The organism is Cupriavidus sp. HE11, assembly GCF_056097175.1.
On the sequence record NZ_CP184464.1, the window covers coordinates 792,998 to 810,343 of the forward strand.

At 65.0% G+C, this 17,346-nt stretch carries 15 protein-coding genes; all 15 read right to left on the reverse strand.

The features are described from left to right. Window positions 1-94: 94 nt before the first annotated feature. Window positions 95-805: a phosphoribosylanthranilate isomerase gene (locus ACOABP_RS03740; RefSeq protein WP_474227024.1), complete on the reverse strand. Its 711-nt coding sequence runs from the start codon at window positions 803-805 to the stop codon at window positions 95-97. Continuing rightward, the gene (truA, locus tag ACOABP_RS03745; RefSeq protein ID WP_474227025.1) at window positions 795-1,625 is read right to left on the reverse strand and encodes a tRNA pseudouridine(38-40) synthase TruA; all 831 of its coding nucleotides are present in this window, start codon (window positions 1,623-1,625) and stop codon (window positions 795-797) included. The genes ACOABP_RS03740 and truA overlap by 11 nt, the downstream gene beginning before the upstream one ends. Window positions 1,626-1,769: 144 nt before the next feature. Further along, entirely contained in the window at window positions 1,770-4,568 is a 2,799-nt protein-coding gene (locus ACOABP_RS03750) for a motility hub landmark protein FimV (RefSeq protein ID WP_474227026.1), read from the reverse strand. 303 nt (window positions 4,569-4,871) lie between these two features. Continuing rightward, window positions 4,872-6,008 (reverse strand): aspartate-semialdehyde dehydrogenase, encoded by a 1,137-nt coding sequence (gene asd, locus ACOABP_RS03755; RefSeq protein ID WP_474227027.1) that lies wholly within the window; start codon window positions 6,006-6,008, stop codon window positions 4,872-4,874. Window positions 6,009-6,449: 441 nt separating this feature from the next. Then, window positions 6,450-7,517 carry a 3-isopropylmalate dehydrogenase gene (gene leuB, locus ACOABP_RS03760; RefSeq protein WP_474227028.1) on the reverse strand — a complete coding sequence of 356 codons (1,068 nt, stop codon included), beginning with the start codon at window positions 7,515-7,517 and terminating at the stop codon, window positions 6,450-6,452. A gap of 34 nt (window positions 7,518-7,551) precedes the next feature. Beyond that, window positions 7,552-8,202 (reverse strand): 3-isopropylmalate dehydratase small subunit, encoded by a 651-nt coding sequence (gene leuD / locus ACOABP_RS03765; protein WP_066733344.1) that lies wholly within the window; start codon window positions 8,200-8,202, stop codon window positions 7,552-7,554. Between the two features lie 9 nt (window positions 8,203-8,211). After that, window positions 8,212-8,343 (reverse strand): entericidin A/B family lipoprotein, encoded by a 132-nt coding sequence (locus ACOABP_RS03770; protein WP_066733342.1) that lies wholly within the window; start codon window positions 8,341-8,343, stop codon window positions 8,212-8,214. A 49-nt stretch (window positions 8,344-8,392) separates the two neighbouring features. After that, the gene (gene leuC, locus ACOABP_RS03775; protein WP_474227029.1) at window positions 8,393-9,802 is read right to left on the reverse strand and encodes a 3-isopropylmalate dehydratase large subunit; all 1,410 of its coding nucleotides are present in this window, start codon (window positions 9,800-9,802) and stop codon (window positions 8,393-8,395) included. A gap of 315 nt (window positions 9,803-10,117) precedes the next feature. Then, window positions 10,118-10,819, reverse strand: coding sequence for an ABC transporter ATP-binding protein (locus ACOABP_RS03780; RefSeq protein WP_066733338.1), 702 nt, complete (start codon window positions 10,817-10,819; stop codon window positions 10,118-10,120). After that, window positions 10,819-11,586, reverse strand: a complete 768-nt coding sequence (livG, locus tag ACOABP_RS03785; protein WP_474227030.1) for a high-affinity branched-chain amino acid ABC transporter ATP-binding protein LivG — start codon at window positions 11,584-11,586, stop codon at window positions 10,819-10,821. The genes ACOABP_RS03780 and livG overlap by 1 nt, the downstream gene beginning before the upstream one ends. Next, window positions 11,583-12,857 (reverse strand): high-affinity branched-chain amino acid ABC transporter permease LivM, encoded by a 1,275-nt coding sequence (locus tag ACOABP_RS03790; protein WP_474227031.1) that lies wholly within the window; start codon window positions 12,855-12,857, stop codon window positions 11,583-11,585. The genes livG and ACOABP_RS03790 overlap by 4 nt, the downstream gene beginning before the upstream one ends. 12 nt (window positions 12,858-12,869) lie before the next feature. Continuing rightward, entirely contained in the window at window positions 12,870-13,796 is a 927-nt protein-coding gene (livH, locus tag ACOABP_RS03795; RefSeq protein ID WP_066733332.1) for a high-affinity branched-chain amino acid ABC transporter permease LivH, read from the reverse strand. Between the two features lie 139 nt (window positions 13,797-13,935). Then, window positions 13,936-15,063: a branched-chain amino acid ABC transporter substrate-binding protein gene (locus tag ACOABP_RS03800; protein ID WP_474227032.1), complete on the reverse strand. Its 1,128-nt coding sequence runs from the start codon at window positions 15,061-15,063 to the stop codon at window positions 13,936-13,938. Between the two features lie 607 nt (window positions 15,064-15,670). Continuing rightward, on the reverse strand, window positions 15,671-16,972 hold the full coding sequence (gene gltA / locus ACOABP_RS03805; RefSeq protein WP_066733328.1) for a citrate synthase: 1,302 nt from the start codon (window positions 16,970-16,972) through the stop codon (window positions 15,671-15,673). Window positions 16,973-17,014: 42 nt separating this feature from the next. Beyond that, window positions 17,015-17,296 carry an FAD assembly factor SdhE gene (locus ACOABP_RS03810; protein WP_082926287.1) on the reverse strand — a complete coding sequence of 94 codons (282 nt, stop codon included), beginning with the start codon at window positions 17,294-17,296 and terminating at the stop codon, window positions 17,015-17,017. Window positions 17,297-17,346: the final 50 nt, after the last annotated feature.

The following is a 17,346-nucleotide window of genomic DNA, read 5'->3' on the forward strand; positions in this document are numbered from 1 at the left end:
GCACAGTGACAGCGAAACGCATCAAATTCGGTATCGGGCGATCGGAGCGACCGGGGGCAAGCGGGGATGGCAGCGCAACGGTGCCGGCGTGGCGTTACTGGCCGGCCTGTCCTGCATCCGCCATGCGCACGGCGCGCACGAACGCGGCAATGCGGGCGTGGTCCTTCACACCCTTCGACGCCTCCACGCCGCTGCTGACATCCACGGCATAGGGGCGCACGCGCTCAATCGCACCAGCGGCGTTTTGCGCGTTCAACCCACCACTCAAAACGATGCGAGGAGCGTCGCTTGCGGGCTGGCTGGTCGGATTGGGCGGAAGCCATTGAGCAGGAATCAGGGTCCAGTCGAAGACGTGGCCGCCACCGCCGTAGCCTTCCACGAAGGCGTCGAGCAACAGGCCGGCGGCGTCACGGTATTGATCGGCGAATTCTACCAAATCAAGCCCCGGCTGGACACGGGCGGCGCGCACAAACGGCAGCCGGCAGCGGCGGGCGATCTCCGTGCACTGCTGGGGCGTCTCGTCGCCATGGAACTGGAGTAACGTCAACGGCACACGTTCCGTGACATGCGCCACTTCCTCGGCGTCGGCGTTGACGAACAGACCGGTCACGGTCACGAACGGCGGCACCTGTTCGGCCAGCGCGGCGGCCCGCGCCACGTCCACGTAACGAGGGCTCTTGTCATAGAAAACCAGGCCGATGGCATCTGCGCCCGCATCGACGGCAGCGCGCACGTCTTCCGGGCGCGTCAGTCCGCAGATCTTGATGCGGGTGCGGGGCGGCACGCGGCCGGATTCAGGCGCCATTGTCGGGACCATCGGCAAATACTCCGTGGAAGAAGCTGGCGGATGCGTCCGCCGTAGGGAGCCGGTACGGCTCAGGATACTTCACGTCGACCAGGTACAGGCCGTCGGGCATGAACGTCGGGGCGGCCTTCTGCCGGTTGCGCCCGGCCAGCACCTCGGCCATCCATTCGGCCGGGTAGCGCCCCCGCCCCACCGCCACCAGGCAGCCCATCAGGTTGCGCACCATGTGATGCAGGAACGCACTGGCACGAAAGCGCAGGAATACCCAGTTGCCATCTTCCCGGATCGTCACGTCATACATCGTCTTGACGGGCGACTTGGCCTGGCATTCGGCGGCGCGGAAGGCCGAGAAATCGTGTTCGCCCAGCAGGCAGGCCGCTGCTGTGCGCATGGCGTCGACATCGAGTCGCTGGCCCGCGGGCAGCATCTGGTAGCCGGCGCGGCTGTGGATCATCGGCACGCGATGCGGGCCGGTATAGAGCGCGTAGTAGTACATCCGCTCGTAGGCCAGGAAGCGCGCGTGGAAATCGTCGTCGACCGGCTCCGCCCATTGCAGCGCGATGGACTGCGGCAGGAACGCGTTGACGCCGCGCACCCACGAGAACTTGTCGCGCTCCAGTTCGGTATCGAGGTGAATCACCTGGCCCAGCGCATGCACGCCGGTATCGGTCCGCCCCGCCACCGTGGTCAGCAGGCGCGTCCCGGCAAAGCGCTCGATGGCGTCTTCCAGGTGGTCCTGCACGGTATTGCGGTGGGGCTGCGACTGCCAGCCGGAGAAGGCCGAACCGTCGTAGTGGAGTCCGATGGCGATGCGATTCATGAGTGTGGCGATGCGCAAAAACAAAATGCGCCGGAAGGGACGCTTCCGGCGCATCGCTTCGGGCTGCGGCACTCCGTGTCAACGGCGTGCCGCAAACCCTGCATCATACCGGCCTTTGGGTCGAAACCCGTGGGCCAATCCGCATCAGGCCACGTCGCGCAGGAGCGTGCGAGCCTCGGACTGCAGCGGATCTTCCGACTGCTCCACCACTTCCTGCAGCAGTTCGCGAGCACCTTCCTTGTCACCGATTTCGATGTAGGCGCGCGCCAGGTCGAGCTTGATCTGCATGTCGCGGCTGCCATCCATGCCCGTGGCCGACAGCGTGCTGGCGGAAACGCCATGCGTGGAATCGCCATTGCCTTCGGACGTGACGCGGGTCAGGTCGATCGGCTCGACCAGCCGGCCGTTCTGCAGCATCGTCGGCGCCGGCAGCGGCACGGTCGATTCCGTCAGCGACGGAGCCTCGAACGTTGCGACCGAAGCCGGCTCGGCCGCAACGGCCGCACCCGGATTCGCGGCGTTCAGGTCCAGCGACAGGCTGGACATGTCGAACTCCAGCGGACGCGAACGCGTCGGGGTATCGAGCGCCGGCACCCCGGCCGGCAGATCCATGCCGGCATCGTGACTCTCGTCGAGGACGTCGTCGAGACGTGCCACCGGTTCCGCCTGGTGCTCGTTACCAAATACCAGCGAGGCCGACTCCGGTGCCACGATGGGCTCCCCCGGCGCGGGCGCCGGGAAGGCGTCGAGCGGCAGTGCCAGGTCCGGCATGGCCGAAGCCTGGACGGGCTGCTGCAGCGACTGGGCCGGATCCTGCGTGCGCCACTGATCGGCCACCGGCGTGGTCGTATCGGCTTCCGCCGTGAGGTCGGGCGCCACCGACAGGTACAGCGCGTTGCTCGGATCGAGCTTCCGACCCATATCCGCGACCTGTTGCCAGTCCGCGCCTTGTCCGCCTACCTGGGCGAACATTTCTTCTGCGATCACTCGGAAACCTTCCACATCCTGACGAGTGTTGTAAATCTCCAGCAGCTTCAGGCGAATGGCCTGGCGCTCCGGATTCTGTTGCAACGCTTCGCGCAGGATTTCCTCGGCCTGCACGTCGCGTCCGTACGCGATGTACACCTCGGCCTCGGCAATCGGGTCCACTTCCGTCGCTTCGGGCGAGTTGTTGCCGATGCGGAAGTCGGCGCCGAACACGCTGTGCTGCGACGTGTCGACGCTCTGGCCACCGGCGGTACCGAACAACGAGTGTCCGCCCGCCATGACCGTGCTTTCCTGGGACAGGATGCTGTCACCGAAACCGGTGTTCTCGCTGGCCTTCTGCTTCTGGCGGCGGCGATAGTACGCATATCCGCCAAGCAACGCAACCAGCACACCCGCGCCCGGCAGCAGCATCGGGTTGCCAAGCAGCTCGTCGACGAACGACGGCTGAGGCAGCGGCTGGATGACAGGCGGCTTCTTCTTGGCGGCAACCGGCGCCGAAGCGGCGGCGGCCGGGGCCGAAGCGCTGGCCTGCGGAGCCGATGCGGCCGCAGCGGCAGCCGTGGCTTCCGGTGCCGAGGCGGCAGCGGCCGGTGCCGGTTCCGGCGTGGCGGTGCTCGGGGCATCGGCGGCCTTGGCCGGCTCGGCCGGCACCACGGTCGGAGCCGGCGCGGCGGCGGCTTCGGCTGCCTTGGCTGCGGCAGGCGCGGCCGCGGTCGTGGCCGCAGCGGCCGTCGCTGCCTTGGCGCCCTGGCTGTTCTGGTTGAGCTTGGAGATCTCCGCGTTCTTCAGCTCCATCAGGCGCTGCATGTCGGAGATGTTCTTCTCGAGATCGGCAACGCGCGATTCGGCGTCCTTCAGCTTGCGCTGGCTGGCAACGTCGGCTTCCGCCTTGGCCTGCGCGCCCTTCTCGGCCTTCGAGAGCTTCAGTTCGTCACGCGGCCCGGCGTTCGGCACCGTGGTGTCCTGCACGCGTGCCGTCACGTTGCCCGACTGCTCGCGGCCCGAGCCGGCTTCCACCGACTTGGCGGCTGCTGCGGCGGCCAGGCGGCTGCGGTAGCTGTCGAAGCCCTGCGTGCGCGCCACCACTTCGCGGCGCGCCTCGCGCGGGGTCACCGACTGCGCCTGCTGGGCGCTCGGCACCTTCAGCACGGCGCCCGACTTGATCCGGTTGATGTCCCCGCCAATGAACGCATTGGGGTTGTTGCGGTAGAGCGCGAGCAGCATCTGCTCCAGCGACACCGAATCGACGCCCTGCGAGGCATCGCCGGCGATCGAGTACAGGGTGTCGCCTTGCTGGACCGTGTAGCTGCCATTGGCCGCCGTGCCGTCGGCTACGGCGGCAGGTGCGGCGGCGCGGCGCGGCTGGCGGGCCGGGGCCGGCGCGGGGGCCGCGGCGGCAGGAGCAGCCGCAGGCGCTGCGGCGACGGGCGCCGGAGCAGGTGCCGCGGCCGGCGACGCGTCAGGCGTTGCGGCCTGCACCACGGTGGTGGGCGAGAACGCCTGGTTCGACGGCTTGGCGCCAGCGGGATCCAGCAGGAAGGTATAGGCGCGCGTGATCTTGCCGCTGGACCAGCTCATGTCGACCAGGATGTCGACGAACGGTTCGCTGAGCGGCTGGTTGGACCGCACGGTAGCCACATAGGTACCGTTCGGACGCTTCTGCACGTCGAGCCTCACGCTCGAAATGGCCGACAGATAGGTCAGCCCGGCACGCGAATAGGCGGACGGCGCGGCCAGCTTGACGGCCAGGCTGTCAGCTTCCTCGGGCGTCACGCCGGTGATATCGATTTCAGCCTGGAGCGGCTGCCCCAGATTGGATTGAACCCTTAATTGTCCAAACCCCGCGGCATACGCGGCAGGCTGCGCAAGCAGCAGACCAGCAGCCGTGATGGCCAGCGTTGACCAGCGCTGACGGACAGTAGGCGCATCTTTCCGGCGATGTAGGCTCACACTCACCTCGTGCTCCATTTATGGTTTTAGTAGCAGAAATTAACCCGATCCCAACAAATGGCTGGCTGGCGGGCGACGAAACGGACAGGCTTTGTGCCTGCCCTGCTGCGCGCCCAATGTCGCTGCCGTGCATTCCAGATGCATGGTGGCGATGACCCCGTGGCCAAGCGCATGCCGGCTGTATTGTGACGCAAGCCCGCGAAAAAAAGCGCTCCGGATGCGACAACGCCGCGCTGAGGCGCGGCGTTGCTCGGAAAGCGGCAGATTCTGTTGCCTCCCTGCAACGAAAGCAGCGAGGCTATCCGGGGGTCAACCCTCGATCAGAATGCGCAGCATACGCCGCAGGGGCTCGGCGGCGCCCCACAGCAGCTGGTCGCCCACCGTGAAGGCGGACAGGTACTCGCCGCCCATCTGCATCTTGCGCAGACGGCCGACCGGAATCGTCAGCGTGCCCGTCACGGCGGCCGGCGTCAGGTCCTTCATGCTGGCTTCGCGCGTGTTCGGCACGACCTTGGCCCACTGGTTGTTGGCGGCCAGCATGCCTTCGATCTCGTCCAGCGGCACATCCTTGCGCAGCTTGATGGTCAGCGCCTGCGAATGGCAGCGCATGGCGCCAATCCGCACGCACAGGCCGTCCACGGCGATCGGGCTGGCGCCGGTGGCACCGACGAAGCCTTCGCCCCGACCCAGGATCTTGTTGGTCTCGGCGCCGCCCTTCCATTCTTCCTTGGAAACGCCGTTGCCCAGGTCCTTGTCGATCCAGGGAATCAGGTTGCCGGCCAGCGGCACGCCAAACTGCTTGGTTTCGTCAGCCGACAGGCCGTGCTGGGTCGCCAGGATCTGGCGGTCGATTTCCAGGATGGCCGAGGCCGGATTGTCCAGCAGCGGCTTGACTGCGGCGTTCAGCGTACCGAACTGCGTCAGCAGCTCGCGCATGTGCTGGGCACCGCCGCCCGACGCGGCCTGGTAGGTCATCGAGGTCATCCACTCGATCAGGTCGTGCTGGAACAGGCCGCCCAGGCCCATCATCATGCAGCTGACCGTGCAGTTGCCGCCGATGAAATTCTTCACGCCCTTCGAGAGCGCGTCCTTGATTACACCGAGGTTGACCGGGTCCAGGACGATGATGGCGTCGTCCTTCATGCGCAGCGAGGACGCGGCGTCGATCCAGTAGCCGTTCCAGCCGGCCGCACGCAGGCGCGGGAACACATCGTTCGTGTAGTCACCGCCCTGAGCGGTGAGCACCACGTCGCACTTCTTCAGCGCTTCGATGTCGTTTGCGTCTTTCAGCGTGGTTTCGTTCCTGGCCATGGCCGGGGCCTTGCCGCCAGCGTTGGACGTGCTGAAGAAAACGGGCTCGATATGGTCGAAATCGCCCTCTTCCTGCATGCGCTGCATCAGGACGCTGCCGACCATTCCTCGCCAACCGACGAGACCTACAATCATGACTTACCTCGGATGTGATGTGAACTTCCCCGCCATTTTCCTCGCCCGGCGTGGCTGCGCGGGGAAGACGGGCAGGCACGACGAACGATCTAGGGGATCGTTTTGGTAATGGTTTTAATCGTCGTTGCGGTCAGGCCGAGCGAATCCACGCCGATCGTGCCGCGGATAGCGGTGCGAGCAGCAAAAGCAGTCAGGAGGGACTGGTGGAATCGGGCCATGACGGGAGAGTCTACACGAATTTGCGGCGGTGCCGCAGGGGAAATTCGGGTGATTTAGTGCTCGGAGCGAGGCTTCTCGCCCCTCCCGCACGCGGGAGCGGGGTTGAGGGAGAGGGAATTGAGCATCAAATTGCGCATTTCACGCTTTCCGGTGCCGCGCCCTCTCCCCCGGCCCCTCCCCCGCAAGACGGGAGAGGGAGCAAACCAGCAGGTCTGGAATGACTTACAGTGCCGCCAGCACCGCGTCGCCCATTTCCTTCGTACCCACCTGCTTGCAGCCCGGCGTCAGGATGTCGCCGGTGCGGTAGCCCTGGGCCAGCACCTTCTTGACGGCGTTCTCGATGCGGTCGGCCTGCTCGGCACGGTTCAGCGAGTAGCGCAGCATCATCGCGGCGGACAGGATCGTAGCCAGCGGATTGGCCACGCCCTTGCCGGCGATATCGGGTGCCGAGCCGTGCGACGGCTCGTACAGGCCCTTGTTGTTGGCATCGAGCGAAGCCGACGGCAGCATGCCGATCGAGCCCGTCAGCATGGCGGCCTCGTCCGACAGGATGTCGCCGAACATGTTGCCGGTGACGATCACGTCGAAGCTCTTCGGCGCCTTCACCAGTTGCATCGCGGCGTTGTCCACGTACATGTGCGACAGCTCGACGTCCGGATATTCCTTGCTGACATCGATCACGATGTCCTTCCAGAACTGGAACGTTTCCAGCACGTTGGCCTTGTCCACGCTGCACAGCTTCTTGCCGCGCTTGGCGGCGGCCTGGAAGGCCACATGGGCGATGCGACGGATTTCCGGCTCGCTGTAGCGCATGGTGTCGAAGCCTTCGCGGGCGCCCTTGAACAGGCCGTCCGGCGCCTCGCGCACGCCGCGCGGCTGGCCGAAGTAGATGTCGCCATTCAGTTCGCGCACGATCAGGATGTCCAGACCAGCCACCAGCTCGGGCTTCAGGCTCGACGCGCCGGTCAGTTCCGGATAGCAGATTGCCGGGCGGAAGTTGGCGAACAGCTGCAGGTGCTTGCGCAGGCCCAGGATGGCCTGCTCGGGACGCAGCGGGCGCTCCAGGCTGTCGTACTTCCAGTCGCCCACGGCGCCGAACAGGATGGCGTCGGCCGCCTGTGCCAGCTTCAGCGTGTTTTCCGGCAGCGGGTGGCCTTCGGCCTCGTAGCCGGCACCGCCCACCGGGGCGGTTTCCATTTCAAACTTCTCGTCAAGGGCGTTCAGCACCTTGACGGCTTCGGCAATGATCTCGGGACCGATGCCGTCGCCCGGCAGGACTGCAATCTTCATTTGTCTTCCTATCTATGTATGAACCCGATCCGCCTCAGCCAACCACGCGGTTGCCCAGCCACGGCATCTTCGTCAGGCGCTCGGCCTCGTAGGACTTGATCTTGTCCTTCTGGCGCAGCGTCAGGCCGATATCGTCGAAACCGTTCAGCATGCAGTACTTGCGGAACGGGGCGATATCGAACGGATAGCTGTTGCCGCCGGCCGTGATCACGACCTGCTTGTCCAGGTCGATCGTCAGCTTGTAGCCCGGGAACGCATTGGTCTCGTTGAACAGGTGGTCGACCTGCAGGTCGGTCAGCACCACCGGCAGCAGGCCGTTCTTGTAGCAGTTGTTGAAGAAGATATCGGCAAAGCTCGGCGCGATCACCGCGCGGAAGCCGAATTGCGTGAGCGCCCACGGTGCGTGCTCGCGCGAGCTGCCGCAGCCGAAGTTGTTGCGCGCCAGCAGGATCGATGCGCCCTGGTAGCGCGGCTGGTTCAGCACGAAGTCCGGGTTCAGCGGACGCTTGCTGTTGTCCTGTCCCGGCTGGCCCACGTCCTTGTAGCGCCATTCGTCGAACAGGTTCGGGCCGAAGCCCGTGCGCTTGATCGACTTCAGGAACTGCTTCGGGATGATCGCGTCGGTATCGACGTTCTCGCGGTCGAGCGGCGCCACGAGGCCGCTGTGTACGGTGAACTTATCCATGATGTGTCCTTACTTCCGGGCGGCGTTCTCGAGCGCCTGCCCGGCAGCCTGCGTGTCCTTGCCAAAGCCGGCAATCGTGTTGCAGCCAGCCAGTTGCAGCATGCCCAGGCATGCCAGCAGTGTGATCACGATCTTTTTCATGTTCTCTCTATTCGAAAGTCGTGGTTGACCAGTTGACCCGTCGCGGCGTTCAGCCGAGCTTGCGGATGTCGACGAAATGCCCTTCGATGGCAGCCGCGGCAGCCATGGCCGGGCTGACCAGGTGCGTACGGCCACCGGCACCCTGACGGCCTTCGAAGTTGCGGTTCGACGTGGACGCGCAGCGCTCGCCCGGTTCCAGGCGGTCGGCGTTCATCGCCAGGCACATCGAGCAGCCCGGCTCGCGCCATTCGAAGCCGGCGGCCTTGAAGACCTTGTCCAGCCCTTCGCGCTCGGCCTGCTCCTTGACCAGGCCCGAACCCGGCACCACCATCGCCAGCTTCACGTTCGACGCCACCTTGCGACCCAGCTTCTGCACCACCCACGCGGCGGCGCGCATGTCTTCGATGCGGCTGTTGGTGCACGAACCGATGAACACCTTGTCGATGTTGATCGACTCCATCGGCGTGTTCGGCTGCAGGTTCATGTACTCAAGCGCGCGCTCCATGGCGTTGCGCTTGTTCGAATCCTTTTCTTTCTCGGGGTCCGGCACGCGGTCTTCGATGCTGACGACCATCTCGGGCGACGTGCCCCAGGTGACCTGCGGACGGATGTCCTCGGCGCGCAGCTCCACCACCTTGTCGAAGTGGGCGCCTGCGTCCGAGTGCAGCGTGCGCCAGTAGGCCACGGCCTGGTCCCATTCCACGCCCTGCGGCGCAAACGGGCGGTTCTTCACGTATTCGAGCGTGACGTCGTCCACGGCCACCAGGCCAGCGCGCGCGCCGGCTTCGATCGCCATGTTGCAGACCGTCATGCGGCCTTCCATGGTCAGGTCGCGGATGGCCGAGCCGGCGAATTCCATCGTGTAGCCCGTGCCGCCGGCCGTGCCGATCTTGCCGATGATGGCCAGCACGATGTCCTTGGCGGTGCAGCCGCGCGGCAGCTTGCCTTCCACCTTGATCAGCATGTTCCGGGCCTTCTTGCCCAGCAGCGTCTGGGTCGCCAGCACGTGCTCCACTTCCGACGTGCCGATGCCGTGCGCCAGGGCGCCGAACGCACCGTGCGTGCTGGTGTGCGAGTCGCCGCAGACCACGGTCATGCCGGGCAGCGTGGCGCCCTGCTCGGGCCCGATCACGTGGACGATGCCCTGGCGGTGGTCGTTCATCTTGAACTGCGTGATGCCGAAGGCGTCGCAGTTGGCATCCAGCGTATCGACCTGGAGCTTCGAGATCGGGTCGGCAATGCCTTGCGTGCGGTCGGTGGTCGGCACGTTGTGGTCCGACACGGCCAGGTTCGCGCTGATGCGCCATACCGGACGCTCCGCCAGCTTCAGGCCTTCGAAGGCCTGCGGGCTGGTCACTTCATGCAGCAGATGACGGTCGATGTAGAGCAGCGTCGTGCCGTCTTCCTCGACGTGGACGGTGTGGTCATCCCAGAGTTTGTCGTAGAGCGTCTTGGCCATGATGCGGGGGGGGGCAGACCGTCCGTCCGTATCCTGGGGATGCGAACGGCGCGAATCCGCGCGTTGTTTGCAGGGGAATGTGTTTTCCGGATGCCTTCGCGGGCAAGCAGGCTATTTTGCTGCTTTTCCGGCGCAGCCGGTGATTGCTTGACATCGCAAGCGATTATGCCATGTGCGCCCGCCGCCGAAGGGCAGGCCAGGCCGCCCGGGCGGCGGTCATTGGCGAAAGGGGGATTTCGTGGATGGCGAAGGGGCTTTGCGCCGCCTTCGGGTTGCGCCCCTCTCCCCACGTTGCGGGAGAGGGGCGCCGCGACTTCAACCGCCCAGGTAGGCGGCGCGGATGCGGTCGTTGGCCAGCAGGTTGGCGCCGGTATCGGCCAGCACCACCTTGCCGGTTTCCAGCACGTAGCCGCGGTCGGCCACCTGCAGCGCCTTGTTGGCGTTCTGCTCCACCAGGAACACCGTAACGCCCTCTTCGCGGATCGTGCGGATGATGTCGAAGATCTGCGCGATGATCAGCGGGGCCAGGCCCAGCGTGGGCTCGTCCAGCAGCAGCAGGCGCGGCTTGCTCATCAGCGCGCGGCCGATAGCCAGCATCTGCTGCTCGCCGCCCGACATCGTGCCCGCCCGCTGGCTCGCGCGCTGGTTCAGGCGCGGGAACAGCTTGAACACGTGCTCGATGCCGGCCTCGATCTCATGACGGCTGGCAAAGAAGCCACCCATCTTGAGGTTTTCGAGCACGGTCAGGCTCGGGAACACGCGCCGGCCTTCTGGCGAAATTGCCATGCCCATGCGCATGATCTCGTGCGTGTTGCGGCGGGTGATGTCCTGGCCCTCGAACAGCACGCGGCCGCTGGAGGCGCGCGGCGTGCCGCACACGGTCATCATCAGCGTGGTCTTGCCGGCGCCGTTGCTGCCGATCAGGGTGACGATCTCGCCCTTGTTGACTTCGATCGACACCCCCGACAGGGCCTCGACGGCACCGTAGTGGGTATGGACGTTTTCCAGCTTCAGCATCAGTCCTCTCCCAGATAGGCCTTGATAACGCGCGGGTCGTTGCGCACTTCGTCGGGCTTGCCAATCATGATCGGCTTGCCGTGCTCCATCACCAGGATGCGGTCCGACACGCCCATCACCAGGCTCATGTCGTGCTCGATCAGCAGCACCGAGATATTGAACTCGCGGCGCAGGCGGTCGATCAGCTGCTGCAGCTCGATCTTTTCCTGCGGGTTCAGGCCGGCCGCCGGTTCGTCCAGCATCAGCAGGCGCGGCTTGGTGATCATGCAGCGCGCGATCTCCAGCCGGCGCTGATGGCCGTACGACAGTGTGCCCGCCTCGCGGTTGGCCACGCCGGTCAGGCCCATGCGCTCCAGCCATTCGGCGGCACGTCCCAGCGCCTCGCGCTCGGCGCGGCGATAGGCCGGCGTAGCCAGCAGGCCGCGCAGCAGCCCCGCCTTGACCTGCTGGTGTTGCGCAACCATCAGGTTCTCGACGACGGTCAGCTGCTTGAACAGGCGGATATTCTGGAACGTGCGCACCAGCCCGTGGCGTGCCACCACATGGCTGGGCTTGCGTGCGATCGAATGGCCGTCCAGCGTGACCTCGCCCGCGGTGGGCTTGTAGAAGCCGCCCACACAGTTGAACACGGTGGTCTTGCCGGCGCCGTTCGGGCCGATGATGGCGAAGACCTCGTCGCGGCGCACATCGAACTCGATGCCGTCCACGGCCAGCAGACCGCCGAAGCGCATCTGCAGGCCCGATACTTTCAGCATTTCATTGCTCATCGCGGCAGCTCCACATGGGGACGGCTAGCGGGCAGCAGGCCCTGCGGGCGCCACATCATCATCAACACCATCACCAGGCCAAAGATCAGCATGCGGTATTCGGCGAAGTCGCGTGCCACCTCGGGCAGGATGGTCAGCAGGATGGCCGCCAGGATCACGCCCAGCTGCGAGCCCATGCCGCCCAGCACCACCACGGCCAGGATCAGCGCCGACTCGATGAACGTGAACGATTCCGGATTGACCAGGCCCTGGCGCGCGGCAAAGAACGCGCCCGCAAGACCGGCGAACGATGCCCCCAGCGTGAAGGCCGACAGCTTGATGCGCGTCGGGTTCAGGCCCAGCGAGCGGCAGGCGATCTCGTCCTCGCGCAGCGCTTCCCACGCACGGCCCATCGGCATGCGGATCAGGCGGCTCGTGACGAACAGCGTGAAACCCACCAGCAGCAGCGCCAGCAGGTACAGCCAGATCACCATATGCTGGCCGGCATAGGGGATGCCGATCAGGTCATGGAACGTCTGCGCGCCTTCCACGCTGGCACTGCGCGCCATCTCGATGCCGAACACGGTCGGCTTCGGAATGCCGGACACGCCGTCCGGGCCACCGGTCAGGCTGGTCAGGTTGTTCAGCAGCAGGCGGATGATTTCACCGAAGCCCAGCGTCACGATGGCCAGGTAGTCGCCGCGCAGGCGCAGCACCGGGAACCCCAGGACAAAGCCGAACGTGGCGGCCAGCCCGGCCGACAGCGGCAGGCATTCCCAGAACGTGAGGCCGAAGTACTGGTTCAGCAGCGCATAGGTATAGCCGCCGACCGCGTAGAAGCCCACGTAGCCCAGGTCGAGCAGGCCGGCATAGCCCACCACGATGTTCAGGCCCAGGCCCAGGATCACGTAGATCAGCGCCAGCGTAGCCACGTCCACCGCGCCGCGCGAGCCGAAGAACGGGAACACCACGCCCACCGCCAGCAGCACCCAGACAGCCAGGCGCTGCTGCTTCGCGCCCATGGCAGGCAGCGACGGCAGCGTCACGGCGCTGCGCGCGCGCAGCAGGAACGGCTTGCACAGCTGGAACAGGAACACCAGGCCCACGGCAATCCACACCGGACGCCAGTGCGGCTCCAGCACCACCTTGTAGCCATCGAGCTTGAGCTGCAGGCCCAGTACCGGGATGGTCAGGATGGCCGTCAGCACGGCGGCGGTCACGGCATTCTTCAGCGTGTCCGAGACCGACGCTTGCGGGACCGACGCCCGCGAAATCGAAGTCGCTTGAGTCATGTCGCCCTCCCCTTAGACCTTTTCCACATCGGGCTTGCCAAGCAGGCCCGTGGGACGGAACAGCAGCACCAGCACCAGCAGGCCGAATGCCACAACATCCTTGTATTCGGCCGGCATGTAGCCCGACGCAAACGTTTCGGCCAGGCCCAGCAGCACGCCGCCGAGCATCGCGCCCGGAATGCTGCCAATGCCGCCCAGCACCGCGGCCGTGAAGGCCTTGATGCCGGCGATGAAGCCGATAAAGGGATTGAGCTTGCCGATCGTGAGCCCGATCAGCACGCCGCCCACGGCGGCCAGCATGGCGCCCAGCACGAACGTGAACGAGATCACGCGGTTTGTATCGATGCCCAGCAGGTTGGCCATGCGCATGTCTTCGGCGCAGGCGCGGCAGGCACGGCCCATGCGCGAATGGCCGATGAACAGCGTCAGCGCGATCATCAGCACCAGCGTCACGCCCACGATCAGCAGGCGCGAATACGGCACGGTCACCGTGAAGTCGCCGCCCATCTGGAATTCGATGGCACCCGAGATCAGGATCGGCACGGACACGTCACGTGCGCCCTGCCCGATCTGGACATAGTTCTGCAGGAAGATGGACATGCCGATGGCCGAGATCAGCGGCACCAGGCGCGGCCCGCCGCGCAGGGGGCGGTATGCCACGCGCTCCACGGCAAAGCCGTAGCAGCCGGTCACGACAACGGACACGAGCAACGCCGCACCCAGCACCAGCGGCAGCGGATAACCAGCCTGCGCACCAATGGCGGTCAGCGTTACCAGGCCCACGTAGGCGCCGATCATGTAGATCTCGCCGTGGGCAAAGTTGATCATGCCGATGATGCCGTAGACCATCGTGTAGCCGATGGCGATCAACGCATAGATCGCACCCAGCGTCAGGCCGTTGACCAGTTGCTGGGTGAACTGTGGAAGGAATTCGTTCATGCGGGGGACCTTGTGGATCGGATGAGTCCGATGCGCGATGCCGACCGCCCTTATGTGGCGGCTAACCGACACCGAACCGATACCAAAACGCCCCGCAGGCCGGTTGGCCGCGGGGCGTTTCGCCAGGATGGCGCCGGGTTTAGTTTGCGGCGGTCTTCGTGGCGTCCTTGTGCCACGTGTAGACGACGAACTTGAACGACTTCAGGTCGCCCTTGGCGTCGTATTCGACCTTGCCGATCGGCGTGGTGAAGGCGTTCTTGTGCATGTACGCAGCCACCTTGGTCGGGTCGGTGCTCTTGGCACCGGCAATGGCGTCGCCAATGATCTTGACGGCGGCGTAGGCCGGCATCTGGAACGGACCGTTGGCGTCACGCTTCTTGTCGGCAAAGGCCTTCACCAGCGCGGCGTTGGCCGGGTCGGCCGAGAAGTCCGCCGGCAGCGTCACGAGCATGCCTTCCGAAGCCGGGCCGGCAATGGCCGTCACGTCCTTGTTGCCCACGCCTTCGGGGCCCATGAACGTGGCCTTCACGCCCTGCTCGCGTGCCTGGCGCAGCAGCAGGCCCATTTCCGGGTGGTAGCCGCCGAAGTACACGAAGTCCACGCCCTGCGACTTCAGCTTGGTGATCACGGCCGAGTAGTCCGAATCGCCGGCGTTGATGCCTTCGAAGACCGCCACGGGGATCTTGGCCGCCTCAAGGTCCTTCTTCACCGAGCTGGCGATGCCCTGGCCGTACGACTGCTTGTCGTGCAGGATGGCAACCTTCTTCGGCTTGACCTTGTTGATGATGTACTGTGCAGCGGCCGGGCCTTGCTGGTCGTCGCGGCCGATCGTGCGGAAGATGAAGTTGCGCTTCTTCGTTTCGGTCAGCTGCGGCGCGGTGGCCGACGGCGTCACCATCACGATGCCTTCGTTTTCGTAGATATCCGAGGCCGGAATCGTCGAACCCGAGCACACGTGACCGATCACGTAGTGGATACCCTGACTGACGATCCTGTTGGCCACGGCCACGGCCTGCTTCGGTTCGCAGGCATCATCCATCAGCACCGCTTCGAACTTGTTGCCGTTGGCACCGCCTGCCGCATTGATCTGTTCGATCGCGGTCAGGGCACCGGCCTTGACCATGTCGCCGTACTGGGCGACCGAGCCGCTCATCGGGCCGGCAATGGCGATCTTGACGGTTTCGGCGTTGGCCGAAGTGAAGGCAGCGAGGCCGGCAGTGGCAAGCACGGCGGCCATGGCAGTGGACGTGAGACGGGACAGCGTCATCAGGAGCTCCTCGATTTATGTATGGGTCATTCCGGGCAGAGTCGGCATGACCGGCGCAATCGAACAACACCCGCGAGGAAGAAGCGCCGCCTGACGTGGCGAACGTACGGCCCATGAGCGGAAACCGGGCCTGCGATGAAGACACTGAAGCGAATGCGGGGCCCGGCATGTGTCGGCGCACGCACATCCCTGGGATGCCGCGGTCGCCGTAAGTTCGGAAAGACAACGTTGATGCGTTCTCTATTGCGCAAGCGCTTCGCCTGCCCCGCTTCTCCAACGCGGCTGGCCGGAAGGGTGGCCCGGCTGCCGGTCGGCAAAGCAGCCCGCATTATAGGGGGAAAGTTGCACCCTGATGAAGTGAACTTGTTCGGTTTTGGGGAAAATCCGACAACTAATGCAGCCCGTTGCAACCACGCCAAGGCAGGAATCGTCGTCAAATTCGTGTTTCACAACAATTGTGCGTAGCCGCATTTGTAACGTATTCGCTGCTTTGCGCCACCTTGCGCAACCGGCCCGGCGACCGCTTTCCCCGATGACGGAAGGCGGCGCCGGACAAAAAAAACGCCCCGGCAAGCCGGGGCGTTCTTCGTGCGATACGCGACGCGGATTAGCGCTTGGCCATGTCCGGCACGTTGCGGGCGGCGTTGCCGTTGAACAGCTGACGCGGACGGCCGATCTTGTATTCCGGATCGGTGATCATCTCTTCCCACTGCGAGATCCAGCCCGGCGTACGTGCCAGGGCGAAGATGCAGGTGAACAGCGAGGTCGGGATGCCCAGCGCGCGCTGCACGATACCCGAGTAGAAGTCCACGTTCGGGTACAGCTTGCGGCTCACGAAGTATTCGTCTTCCAGCGCGATCTTTTCCAGTTCCATGGCCAGCTTGAACAGCGGGTCGTTGTGCAGGCCCAGTTCGTTCAGCACTTCATGGCAGGTTTCGCGCATCAGCTTGGCGCGCGGATCGTAGTTCTTGTACACGCGGTGGCCAAAGCCCATCAGGCGCACGCCCGAGTTCTTGTCCTTGACCTGCTTGATGAACTCGCCGATGTGGTCGACGCTGCCGATTTCTTCCAGCATCTTCAGCGCGGCTTCGTTCGCGCCGCCGTGGGCCGGACCCCACAGGCAGGCCACACCGGCGGCGATGGCTGCGAACGGGTTCGTGCCCGACGAACCGGCCAGGCGCACGGTCGAGGTCGACGCGTTCTGCTCGTGGTCGGCGTGCAGGATGAAGATGCGGTCCAGCGCGCGCTCCAGCACCGGGTTCACGGTGTACGGTGCGCACGGCGTACCGAACATCATGCGCATGAAGTTGCCCGAGTAGGACAGGTCGTTCTGCGGGTAGACGTACGGCTGGCCGATGTTGTACTTGTATGCCATGGCGACCAGGGTCGGCATCTTGGCGATCAGGCGGATGGCCGAGATCTCGCGCTGGTGCGGATCATCGATGTCCATCGCGTCGTGGTAGAACGCGCTCATCGCACCCACCAGGCCCGTCAGCACGGCCATCGGGTGGGCATCGCGGCGGAAGCCGCGCAGGAAGAATTGCAGTTGCTCGTGAACCATCGTGTGGTTCATCACCGAGTTCACGAACTCTTCCTTCTGCTTGGCGTTGGGCAGTTCGCCCTTCAGCAGCAGGTAGCAGGTCTCGAGGTGATCGCACTTCTCGGCGAGTTGCTCGATCGGGTAGCCGCGGTACAGCAGCTCACCCTTGTCACCGTCAATGTAGGTGATCTTCGAGTTGCACGAAGCGGTCGACATGAACCCCGGGTCATAGGTGAACTTGCCGGTTTGACCGTACAGCTTGCGAATGTCGATCACATCCGGGCCAACAGTGCCCTTGTAGATCGGCAGCTCAACGCTGGGGGAACCATCGGAAAACGATAGCGTGGCTTTCACATCGGACGGCGTCATGTCGATTCCTTCAAATACTGTGAATATTAATGTTGACCAAACTCAGACCGAACGCAGCAGGCTGAGTACCCGTTGCATCGGGGGCGTGTCGAGCTCACCGTCAAGCTCCTTGCGGACAAGCAGCAGGTCCATCAACTCGTTGTCGCTGAGCTCGAACAGCTCGCCCAGCGATGCCACGTCCTCATCGGACAGGCTCTCCTCGTAACGGTTGAAGAAACGTTCGACGATGATGTCGTTCTCCAGGAGGCCGCGGCGGGCGCGCCAGCGAAGACGGGCACGTTTGTGCGGGTCGGCCTGATGGGAGAAAGTGGTGGAATGACTCATGGTCAGCCTTCATTGACCGGCGCTCCAGCCCGACTTGATACCGCATCGGG